This window comes from Piscirickettsia litoralis (genome assembly GCF_001720395.1).
GTDB lineage: Bacteria > Pseudomonadota > Gammaproteobacteria > Piscirickettsiales > Piscirickettsiaceae > Piscirickettsia > Piscirickettsia litoralis.
The window spans coordinates 446,085-456,058 of sequence record NZ_MDTU01000001.1 but is presented as its reverse complement, the minus strand read 5'-3'; the positions used below and the strand labels follow the sequence as shown (position 1 = coordinate 456,058).

The following is a 9,974-nucleotide window of genomic DNA, read 5'->3' as shown; positions in this document are numbered from 1 at the left end:
ATGGCTTTCGAGGTCTTTTATTCTCGATAATTTGTAATTTTTTTTAGCTAGAGTAAATACAGTTGGCCTGTATTTTATTATTTCTTTTGATACATAATACCCTTTAGAGTCTCTCTCATGGAAAGTAGGAGTGTACGCATCAACTTCACCATGCTTAACTTTTTCTTTAGCTCTTGCAAGGGACATGTAGACCACTTTAACGTTGTAGCCTAATTCACTCAGCACTTCTCTAGCAATATCTATATCAATACCACTATCACTATTTTGAATGACGTGAGGAGGGCCATTAGATGTGGCCAAAGTTAACTCTTTACATTCACCCAATATAGGCGAAAGCAGAGCCAATATAAAAATAAACCTGACCATACCGCTCTAAGTGCTAATGGCTATAATCTAATGATAAATTAAACTGCTCGAATTTCCATTTAGGCTTCAACTGTTGCTTGACACTCAGGATAGTCAGTTGGCTAGTTTTCTTCCCCTCACGAACCTCATCGGCTTTGTACATTCAGGACACGCCGACCTACCTTCTTGTAAGTCAGCTTGTACTATACTTTGTTTTTAGTGAGAAAGCTGAAATTTTGAGGATGTCATCATGGCCGTATTGAAGCCGTTATTGGTCGGTATGATCGCTGCAGGGCTGAGTAGCAGTCTTTATGCTGCAGAAAATATTGCGATTTGTGAAGATGGTGCAGAATGGCCGCCTTTTCACTATATCAAGCGTGATGCAGGAAAAAAGGTTCCTGGTGCTAGCGAAGGTTATTCTGTCGATGTCATTAACAAAAATTTTTCAAGGGACTCAATTTTCCTATTCTAAAGTTGATTTTATTCCCTGGAAGCGTTGTTTACAGCAATTACTGAAGGGGAAGTATGATCTGGTGATGAACGCTTCGTATAATGCAGAGCGTGCGGCTAATTACTTATACACCAAGGGCTATTATGAGATGCGGCCTGCTTATTTTTATTCCTTGAAAAAATATCCAAACGGTTTACCTGATGTCACCTCAGGGGCAACATTGTCGAAGTATAAAATCTGCGGCTTAGCCGGCTATAACTATAAATCGTTTAATGTTGATCTCAGTGTATTGGATACTGGCTCTAAGAACTTTAATTCGGTGACGAAAAAGGTGCGTGCTGGGCGTTGTGATGCCTTTATTGCCCGAATTGAAGCTTTAGCAGGCTTTAAGGCGATAGGGCAAGATTACCTAAAAGGGGATATTGGTTATAAGCCGATTCCAGACGCTAAAGCCAGCGAGTTTTACATGATTATTTCTAAAAAATCCAAGAATGCAAAAGCACTGCAAGAGACGATAAATAAAGGAATAGAAAAGTTGCGTGCTGATGGTGAACTGAAGACTATGCTTGATAAATACTTAAAATAAAAATCTATAGAACATGGAGTTACAAAGAGCAGTGGCTTAGATCACTGCTCTTTGCTTTTGTATGATCAGTTAATGGAGATTGGCAACGATTCTGGATAGATTCTCCATCTGTCAGGCTTTGTTGTGACCTTGCCCCTTGAACTAAACCAGTCGATCGTAGAGTCAGAGGCCGAGCAAATTTTTTACACCAGGCCTAACACTTTCATAACTCAGCCTTAACCCCCGTTCTGCCATCATCTCCTCAATATAACGATGACCTTTGGGTGGGTGCAAAAGCATGGTGAGCCTTTTTATTTTCAAGGCCCATTATACCTGTGAATTAATGTGGTGGTGTCATTAAGTGTAATAAAAACTAACAAGAAGGTTATTAACGCTTGCTTTAGCTATATTCTGCTTTCACCTAAAATAGCATGTGAGATCTGAGTTTATGAGATCGGCATGGCGATTTCATATTATTCGTTTAGAATCAATGAAGTGACTTTAAAATTGGAGCCTGATTATGAAAAAAACAGCGGTACTTGTAATAGATTTTATCAATGAGATTGTTCATCCTGAAGGAAAGATTGCTAAGACAGCGCCTTATATGCAAGAGCATAATACCTTTGCAAAAGCGAATCAGGTGATAAGCTTAGGTCGAGAGCGTCAATATCCAATTATTTTTGTGACAGTTGGTTTTAGTGAGGATTATCCAGAGTGTCCAGTATCTTCTCCGGTGTTTCAAAATGCGCCTAAATTTGGTGCATTAAAGCTAGGTGAATGGGGAACTGCAACACATGAAGCGCTGGATAAACAACCTGGCGATATTGATGTTATTAAGCATCGTGTCAGCGCTTTTTATAATACGAAGCTTGATGCTGTATTGCGTGCGCAAGGAATAGAACGTTTAATTCTGACGGGTGTATCGACGGATATGGCTGTGCAACTCACCGCACGTGAAGCACATGATCGCGATTATGAAGTTGTTATTGTTGAAGATGCTTGTGCAACGGCTGATCCTAACTTACAAGAGGTCACTGTACGTGCCTTAGAGCGTATTGCAACTGTAGTCACTGCGGATAAGCTGAATGATTTTTTGTAAAACATAGAGAAATCAAGCCGGGGTTCCCCGGTTTTTTTATATTCAATATAGAATAATTGATAAAAGGATATGGTCATGACTACGAGATTCGAACAAGCGTTGAAAAATAATAACCATCAAGGCCCTTTGGTTATTCTCGGTGCAGTAAATGCTTATAGTGCGATGTTGGCTCGGGATGCAGGAGCGAAGGCGCTTTATATTTCTGGAAGCGGTGTAGCCGCTGCTTCCTATGGTTTGCCCGATTTAGGGATAACGAGCTTGGATAATGTGCTTGAGGATGTGCGGCGTATTAGCTCTGCGGTTGATTTACCTATACTTGTCGATATTGATACAGGCTGGGGTGATGCGTTTCATATTCAGCGAACGATTAAAGAAATGATAAAAGCCGGTGCTGCTGCGATTCATATTGAAGACCAAGCAGAGCAGAAGCGCTGTGGTCATCGTGCTAATAAGCAATTAGTCACTACAGAACAAATGATTGAGCGTTTAGATGCGGTGCACACTGCAAATGCTGATAATACCCTTTTCATTATGGCAAGAACCGATGCCTATGCTAGCGAAGGTTTGCAGGCAGCGATTGAAAGAGCAAAGGCGTATGTAAAAGCCGGCGCGCAAGCGATTTTTTGCTGAAGCTCTAAAAACACTAGAAGAGTATCAAATTTTTTGTCAATCGATTGATGTTCCTGTATTAGCTAATATTACCGAGTTTGGTGTAACTCCGCTATTTTCTCAACAAGAGCTTGCTGAAGTCGGTGTGAAAATGATTTTATATCCGTTAAGTGCTTTTCGGGCGATGAATCAAGCTGCTTTAGCTGTTTATCAAGATATTTTGTCTCATGGCTCACAGCAAGAAAGCCTTACGAAGATGCAAACACGCGAAGAGCTATATAAGCACTTAGATTACTATCGCTATGAAGCTTATTTTGACAATAAAAACTAATTATTTTAGCGTTATAAAAGCCAGCTGATAGTCGCCTGACCTGGATAAGTTTTGTGTTAACTTATTGCTTGCGATTATACTCAGGAGGAGGTATGTATATTCGATGTTTACAGTTATAGAAGCGCAAAAGTCAGCGCGTTTTACTCAAGATGAGTTGAGTGCGATAGCAACAGAGCTGTTTCATGAAGATGCTCGCTTACAGCAATTTACTGATTTTAAAGCATTTTTTGATTATGTGGCACCGATTGTTTCTGTGTTAATTCTTGAGCGTGCAGGTGTGAGTCGGATGTGTCATGTTAATAAACGTGATGCCGCACAAGCATACTCTTTTATTCTAGCGAGGTTAACAGCACTATTACGTCAAGCGGGCTTTACGCACTGGAGTAATGAAGAGGCTCTTGCCGTATTGACTCAATGCGCATGATTTATAAAAAATAAATTTACTTTTCAGAAGGTTGATCTTTTTTCCAGGGTAGATTTCTATAAGCAGGTGTATGGTCGTCGATACTGATAAATGGATATTTTATAATCTCAAAATAAGGCGAATAATCGAAATCTCTCGGGGTGAACAAGCGTGGATTACGAACATGTAAAGCCACCCCGCCGTCTTTTGTTGTTTGTAGGTCAGGCAAAATAGGAAAATCAACGATAGTAAAAGCTTCTGCAATCATTGTCGAACATACGGTTCGTGTTGGGTCTCCTAAATTATGATGAAAGAGCGAGGAGCGCCAACTTCTCGGTAGTATCGCCCAAGGAAATAAAAACCTGAACAAATCGAATATTTGTCTAACATCATAAGCGCTGCCGACTTTGCTCGCTGCATAAGCGATCACTTGCTGGGCATCTTTTCGAGATAAACCACGAGGGCGGCAAATTCTGACGTGGGACTTGTTATAATCTTTTAAAGAATTAATGACGGTGCCTTGACCAAGATAACCTTCTATAATGAGTTGGTCTTGAGGGGAACCATCATAGTTGTCTTCGATAAACCTGCGAACATGCGGGTTATTAATGTCCTGAGATCGTCCTATATACAGGGCAGAATGAGACCAGGGGCTACGAGTAATAACCTGTATGACATCGCTCAGACGACTACGTCCTTCGACTAAAAGCACATCACCAGGTCGCAATTCATAACAGACTCTTTCATAATCGCACAAAGGGGTTGAGGGAGGAGGTTCCTCCTTTAATAACCATTTGACTAATGGGCGATTTAATAACTGCATATTGCTATAAAATTCCTAGGCTTACTTTACACGCTTATACATTAAGGATAGTTGAAATTGTTTTTTGTCGTTAATTTCTAAAACATATCAGTTTATTGGCATCGTTCTTGCTGACTTTATTAATATTTCGATTTAATTGATTAGAGCACTATAACAATGAGACAGGAAAATAAAACAGCATCTCGAGCGGTTATTGCAGATGTGCAATTTTCTAAAAAGCAAATCATGTATATACGAAAGCTTGGGAAAAATTTGGATTTACGTATTGTAACTCCAAAAGCGATGGTGCGTTTTGGTGAGCAGTTGTTTGCTGCTAAATTGATTGCGGCGATTGACTTGATGAGTCTATTGCAGCCTGGCTTTAATCAAAATTATGGGGAAGTTGCCGCACAGATGGGGATGCATCTAAAACAGCCGCCAGCGTTGATGAATGCCATTGAGTTCTATTATGAATCTTGGCAGAAGAAAATTCGTCAAAAAGGGGCAAATAATCAGCAGAAACGACTTGCTCGCCGTGAATATCACTTGATGCTTGCTTTGCAAAAAGCCTTAGGTTTACCTGTCGATGGTGATATGATCAAAGCGAAAAAGGCTGTGATTGCTGATTTATAGGATTAAATCATTATCATTTTTCACTTTGATCGCCTTTCATTATAAAGAACGGAAAACCGGGTTAAAAAAGCCAGAGCACCACCTGCAAATTACTCATTTCAACTTTTTGTGGGCGCAGCCCATCCAGAACTTTATTTTGTGTGCATCGTCGAAGAAATTTAACAGTTGCTTGCACTACAACAATTGGACCTATATCTTCTTTACTTATATCAGTCTGGCATAAACTCAGGGTTTAACACTTCCTCTAGCGTATAAGGGCAAGACTGAGGAAACTTTTTAATAGGCATGTCCGTTTCATCCGATGCCGCTACAGCTCCCCGTTTGTAAGCCTTCACAAAGCACTCATCAATCTTACTTTTAAGGCTCGGTACATCCTCAAGCAACCCTTCAACATCACGTCGATTATTTTTGATAGTAAGCGACCACGAACGACCCCGGTGTGAGGGCTGGTATTGCCATTTAAGAAGATGCTGGATAATTAATTTCAATCGAGCCGTGAGTTGGTCGCGTTTACTATTACCTAAATCTTCTAACTCCTCGATCACATTTACCATATCCACCTCATTGAACTTACCCTGTCTCAACAATTCAGCATTTTCATGTGCCCATGCATAAATGTCTAAATCATGTTCAGTTCTAGCCATTACTTTCCTCACTTAACACTACAACACCAACACATATAAAATAATTTCGTTGAGCTTCTTAGATTATACTCTGTCGCACTAATATCAACAATCATCCCCAAAAACTAACCCACAATCTCGGTGCATAACCATATGGATAATTCATTAAGTCCGTTAGGGATGAAACCAGCAAACAATTGGCTATATCTCATACAAGCAGATATTCCACTCCAAAAGCCTCACAACGGCATCTAACCAAAAAATCTATAAACTTCACCAAATTAGGGGGACTGTTATTAAAGGAGGGTGATGCATCTTACTGGCCGCTATATCATAACTATGGGCATCTAATGGAATATATGCTTAAATGTGAGCTTTATAATATAAAGTTGCTGAGTCGAGTGAGTGCATGTTAGAAAGTACGACGATTGTCTTTATTGTCTTGACGGTTGTGTTGATGGGGTTGAGTGTTTGGTTGATGAGCCAACGTAAGCGTCAACAGAGTGATATCAATCAGTTAAACAACGAGCGTTTAGAGTTAGTTGCAGAGCAAGCTAAATTGCTGGAAAAAGCACATTCGCATGAGTCTCAACATCTAGAGTTGAAAGAAGAAAGTGAGGGACAGCGTCAAGAGTTGACGCGACTTTATCAGCAGAATGCTGAGCTTAAAACAGCTTTGAGTGAGCGGGAAAAGAAACTTGTTGAGCAAGAAGAGTTTGTTCAGCAGGCGAAAAAGCAATTAGTCGCCGAATTTCACAACGCGGCTAATCAGCTTTTTCAAGAAAAAACACGATTACTGTCATCACATAATGAGAAAGAACTCTCTCAGCTTCTACAGCCTTTTAGGGAGCAAGTTAAGCAGTTTTCTGAGCAAGTGGGTGAGACTTATGATCGTGAATCTAAGGATCGAGTTGCTCTGCACCAGGAAATTAAGCACCTTAAGAGCCTAAATCAGCAAATTGCTCAAGAGGCTGTGGACTTAACTCAGGCTTTAAAAGGTCAGTCTAAAGTACAGGGTGATTGGGGAGAGGTTGTATTAGAGCGAATATTAGAGCAGTCAGGTTTAGAAAAAGGCCGTGAATATGAAACTCAACTGACTTTCTCAAATGAAGAGCAGCGCCTACGCCCAGATGTGATTATACGTTTACCTGGGCAGCGAGATGTAATTGTTGATGCAAAAGTCTCTCTTAGTGCTTATGAGCGTTATTGCTGTACAGAGGACGTGAAAGAGCAAAATGAGGCGCTAAAACAGCACATACGTTCATTGCGTCAGCATGTGAAAGGCTTAGGAAGTAAAGATTACCAAACACTTACTCAGCTAAACTCCCTTGATTTTGTTTTGCTTTTTGTACCGATAGAAGCTGCTTTTTCATGTGCAATGCGTGAAGAACCTGAATTGCTCAATGAGGCACTTGCCTTGAATATTGTTTTGACCACACCAACCACGCTGCTGGCAACGTTGAGAACGATTCAAAATCTCTGGCGATTGGAACACCAAGCACAGAATGCTAAAGACATTGCAGATAAGGCGGGAAATTTATATGATCGCTTCGTTGGTTTTATTGCTGATTTAGAAAAAGTAGGTCGAGGGCTAGAAAGCTCACAAAAAGCCTATCAAGCCGCATATAGTAAACTTGCTACTGGCCGCGGAAACTTAGTGAAGCAAAGCCAAGCTTTGAAGAAAATGGGAGCGAATACCAGCAAGGATATTCCTGCTCATTTGCTGGCTGTTGAGGATGCCTAATTTGATTTGGCTAAGCGAGTGGTAACAGGGGTTTTGCCAAGGTGTTATTTGCTTACTATGTTTATTAAAATGAGTAAATCGTTATGTTTTTACAGTTTGCTGTATTAAATGAAGGCCTTTTGCAAATTGATATTCATTTTGTGATGATAGACCTATAACTAAAAATATGATAACAGCAGATAACGAACTAATTGCTACTAAAAATTTAATAAATTTAGACATTTAATAATACCCTTGTATTGGTTTTTAAAAATTTTTTTATATATAAAATTTATATTTTCAATATGAATAAGTGCCGAGTTGTTAGCTTTTCTTTCTTTCCTTTAAAATATCATTTAACTTCAAGCTGGGTGAGCTGAAGTATGAAAACACAGGAATGCTAACATGTAAATCATAGACATGTAAATATGGAAAATTACTATTCCTGTGGTGAGCTTAGAAACTAGAACCTAAGGATACATTACCAAACAACAGACTGTGATTGAAACGGTGATCGGCCACTTGAAGTACTATCATCAGGTTTGGTCCGCATGTCACCGTTCATTACTCACTTACTCACTTACTCACTGTACTTGTCAGCTATGCTTTAGGCCTGCTTGAATTAATAGCAATTAAACGGTGTTGTTGAGGTTGTGTTATATAGGGCGGTAAGGGCTCTCTTATTTGATTTGTTTTTGATTGATATTGTTTATGCCTGAGCTTCTACATGGGCTATAGGTAGCTCTTGTACTTTTTTATCTCCGAGTCGGTTAGAAAGAAGGTAGGTAACAAGAGAGATGATAACAATAGATAAATAGAAGTCATAGCCGTGTAAAAAGCCATTGCCGCCATAATTGTGAGGTGATAACGCAGAAACTAGCGAAAGTGCGAGCATATAGATCCAGAACCAACAAGATGATTTAAAACGTTGGCTAATTTCAGCAATGCCTTTGGATGTAAATACTAAATAGCCTAAATAAAATACAGTGGTTAATAGGGTAATTTCTAGTGTCGTTGGATATTGGCTGAAAATAAATAAGAAACTGATGCCTATAAATAAAAGGGGTTAAGAAGCCCTGCAAACGGTAATTTGAAAGCTTTATCATCAGGCTTTAAGGTGTGGCGAAGCTTTTTTAGTGTTAAAGGCACAGCCATATAGCTGATGATATGAAAGAGGCTTAATGCAGTGACAAGTGCTGCCCAACTCCTGAAAACAACAAGCATAGAAATGGCAATAATAATATTGAAGACTAGTGCACGACGAGAGAAATTATAGACTGGGTGTAATTTGGCAAAGAAACTTGGTGCTTGTTTTTCTTGTGCCATTGCACAAAGCATGCGGCCGGTTGAGCCTGTGTAAGCGAGGCCGGTGCCTGAGGGGGAAACAAAGGCGTCGATATATAAAATAATATTAATAAAATTTAACCCAAGTAGAGCGGTAAGTTGAACAAGTGGCGAGTGAAAGTTTAAGTTATGCCAGCCTTGCACCACGTTACTTGGACTAACTGCCCCAAGAAAAGAAATTTGCAATAAAAGATAAAGTAATAAGCAAATTGAAATGGCTAGGATAATGGCGAGGGGAATATTACGTTTTGGATTTTTAATCTCACTAGAAAAAGCAACAATTGTTTGAAAACCGTTGAATGAATAGATAATACCCGCACTAATGATGGCGGTAAATACTGAGCTAATGCCATAAGGCATGAAAGAGTGCTGATAGGATGTGAAATTAGAACTATGAAATGCAGCAAGTAAAATTGCAATGGCTGTTATGGCTGGAATAATGAGTTTGAAAATTGTAATTAAATTATTTGCACGAACAAGTAATTTAATTCCCCACCAGTTTAAAATAAAATAAAGCATGATGAGCACAGAAGTGGCTAGTAAACCTAATGTTGTCAGCTGGTTGGTTTGTGTGTTAAAGAGCGCGGCCATTAAGGTTGGGCTAAGGTTAGCGATATACTGAACAGAGCCTTCTGCCTCTGTTGGGATAACGGCAACAATGCCCAGCCAATTAGCAAGGGCAAAAATAAATCCTGAGTCTTTACCATGTGAAATTGTCATTGCTCGTGTTAATAAGCCGCGTTTTGGGTACTGAGCTGCAATTTCGGCGAGAGCAATACCTAAAACTAAAATAATCGCCGCGGTGATAATCCAAGCAAGTATTGAGGCAGGGCCTGCTTCTTTGGCGGTATAATAGGCGGCAAATAACCAACCACTTCCAATAATTGAAGCAACTCCAGCAAAAGTTGCCGAAACTAGACCAATTTTGTGTTTCATTAATATGTCCTTAAAATTGCATATAACCTAAAATGTTATACACTTTATTCGTTTTATAGTAAATATTTTATTTTATGCTGCATTGCGGTTATCTGTTATGAAGTATTTTT

13 protein-coding genes are annotated in these 9,974 nt (G+C 39.5%); 8 read left to right on the top strand and 5 right to left on the bottom strand.

Annotated elements, in window-relative coordinates; all coding sequences use genetic code 11:
* On the bottom strand, positions 1 to 300 hold a 300-nt coding region (locus BGC07_RS02150), incomplete at its 3' end, for a transporter substrate-binding domain-containing protein (RefSeq protein WP_158006837.1).
* Positions 301 to 595: 295 nt separating this feature from the next.
* Between BGC07_RS02150 and BGC07_RS20425 the strand changes: the two genes are divergently transcribed.
* The 6 genes from BGC07_RS20425 (at position 596) to BGC07_RS02125 (ending at position 3,824) form a co-directional block, all read left to right on the top strand.
* Positions 596 to 817, top strand: coding sequence for a hypothetical protein (locus BGC07_RS20425; RefSeq protein WP_069311780.1), 222 nt, complete (start codon positions 596 to 598; stop codon positions 815 to 817).
* A complete protein-coding gene (locus tag BGC07_RS02140) occupies positions 771 to 1,382 on the top strand; it encodes a substrate-binding periplasmic protein (protein WP_069311779.1) in 612 nt (203 codons plus the stop codon). The genes BGC07_RS20425 and BGC07_RS02140 overlap by 47 nt, the downstream gene beginning before the upstream one ends.
* A 499-nt stretch (positions 1,383 to 1,881) precedes the next feature.
* A complete protein-coding gene (locus BGC07_RS02135; RefSeq protein ID WP_069311778.1) occupies positions 1,882 to 2,460 on the top strand; it encodes a cysteine hydrolase family protein in 579 nt (192 codons plus the stop codon).
* 75 nt (positions 2,461 to 2,535) lie between these two features.
* Positions 2,536 to 3,090: an isocitrate lyase/phosphoenolpyruvate mutase family protein gene (locus BGC07_RS23790; protein WP_394332104.1), complete on the top strand. Its 555-nt coding sequence runs from the start codon at positions 2,536 to 2,538 to the stop codon at positions 3,088 to 3,090.
* Between the two features lie 130 nt (positions 3,091 to 3,220).
* Entirely contained in the window at positions 3,221 to 3,400 is a 180-nt protein-coding gene (locus BGC07_RS23785) for a hypothetical protein (RefSeq protein WP_394332103.1), read from the top strand.
* A 103-nt stretch (positions 3,401 to 3,503) separates the two neighbouring features.
* A complete protein-coding gene (locus tag BGC07_RS02125) occupies positions 3,504 to 3,824 on the top strand; it encodes a hypothetical protein (RefSeq protein WP_069311777.1) in 321 nt (106 codons plus the stop codon).
* 16 nt (positions 3,825 to 3,840) lie between these two features.
* Here BGC07_RS02125 and BGC07_RS02120 read toward each other — a convergent pair whose 3' ends face one another.
* The gene (locus BGC07_RS02120; RefSeq protein ID WP_069311776.1) at positions 3,841 to 4,626 is read right to left on the bottom strand and encodes a YiiX/YebB-like N1pC/P60 family cysteine hydrolase; all 786 of its coding nucleotides are present in this window, start codon (positions 4,624 to 4,626) and stop codon (positions 3,841 to 3,843) included.
* 156 nt (positions 4,627 to 4,782) lie between these two features.
* Here BGC07_RS02120 and BGC07_RS02115 point away from each other — a divergent pair, with 156 nt between their 5' ends.
* Complete coding sequence (locus tag BGC07_RS02115) at positions 4,783 to 5,238, top strand: hypothetical protein (protein ID WP_069311775.1); 456 nt, start codon at positions 4,783 to 4,785, stop codon at positions 5,236 to 5,238.
* A 209-nt stretch (positions 5,239 to 5,447) separates the two neighbouring features.
* Here BGC07_RS02115 and BGC07_RS02110 read toward each other — a convergent pair whose 3' ends face one another.
* A complete protein-coding gene (locus BGC07_RS02110) occupies positions 5,448 to 5,882 on the bottom strand; it encodes a DUF29 domain-containing protein (RefSeq protein ID WP_069311774.1) in 435 nt (144 codons plus the stop codon).
* A 388-nt stretch (positions 5,883 to 6,270) separates the two neighbouring features.
* Here BGC07_RS02110 and rmuC point away from each other — a divergent pair, with 388 nt between their 5' ends.
* On the top strand, positions 6,271 to 7,605 hold the full coding sequence (rmuC, locus tag BGC07_RS02105; RefSeq protein ID WP_069311773.1) for a DNA recombination protein RmuC: 1,335 nt from the start codon (positions 6,271 to 6,273) through the stop codon (positions 7,603 to 7,605).
* 688 nt (positions 7,606 to 8,293) lie between these two features.
* Here rmuC and BGC07_RS20005 read toward each other — a convergent pair.
* Both BGC07_RS20005 and BGC07_RS02100 read right to left on the bottom strand, forming a co-directional pair.
* Positions 8,294 to 8,479 carry a hypothetical protein gene (locus BGC07_RS20005; protein ID WP_139121586.1) on the bottom strand — a complete coding sequence of 62 codons (186 nt, stop codon included), beginning with the start codon at positions 8,477 to 8,479 and terminating at the stop codon, positions 8,294 to 8,296.
* A 155-nt stretch (positions 8,480 to 8,634) separates the two neighbouring features.
* Entirely contained in the window at positions 8,635 to 9,864 is a 1,230-nt protein-coding gene (locus tag BGC07_RS02100) for an APC family permease (RefSeq protein ID WP_069311772.1), read from the bottom strand.
* Positions 9,865 to 9,974 lie beyond the last annotated feature (110 nt).

Coding starts and splice junctions, on each gene's coding strand:
- BGC07_RS20425 (WP_069311780.1), top strand. CDS start 596: ATGGCCGTATTGAAGCCGTTATTGGTCGGTATGATCGCTGCAGGGCTG.
- BGC07_RS02140 (WP_069311779.1), top strand. CDS start 771: ATGTCATTAACAAAAATTTTTCAAGGGACTCAATTTTCCTATTCTAAA.
- BGC07_RS02135 (WP_069311778.1), top strand. CDS start 1,882: ATGAAAAAAACAGCGGTACTTGTAATAGATTTTATCAATGAGATTGTT.
- BGC07_RS23790 (WP_394332104.1), top strand. CDS start 2,536: ATGACTACGAGATTCGAACAAGCGTTGAAAAATAATAACCATCAAGGC.
- BGC07_RS23785 (WP_394332103.1), top strand. CDS start 3,221: ATGATTTTATATCCGTTAAGTGCTTTTCGGGCGATGAATCAAGCTGCT.
- BGC07_RS02125 (WP_069311777.1), top strand. CDS start 3,504: ATGTTTACAGTTATAGAAGCGCAAAAGTCAGCGCGTTTTACTCAAGAT.
- BGC07_RS02120 (WP_069311776.1), bottom strand. CDS start 4,626: ATGCAGTTATTAAATCGCCCATTAGTCAAATGGTTATTAAAGGAGGAA.
- BGC07_RS02115 (WP_069311775.1), top strand. CDS start 4,783: ATGAGACAGGAAAATAAAACAGCATCTCGAGCGGTTATTGCAGATGTG.
- BGC07_RS02110 (WP_069311774.1), bottom strand. CDS start 5,882: ATGGCTAGAACTGAACATGATTTAGACATTTATGCATGGGCACATGAA.
- rmuC (WP_069311773.1), top strand. CDS start 6,271: ATGTTAGAAAGTACGACGATTGTCTTTATTGTCTTGACGGTTGTGTTG.
- BGC07_RS20005 (WP_139121586.1), bottom strand. CDS start 8,479: ATGCTCGCACTTTCGCTAGTTTCTGCGTTATCACCTCACAATTATGGC.
- BGC07_RS02100 (WP_069311772.1), bottom strand. CDS start 9,864: ATGAAACACAAAATTGGTCTAGTTTCGGCAACTTTTGCTGGAGTTGCT.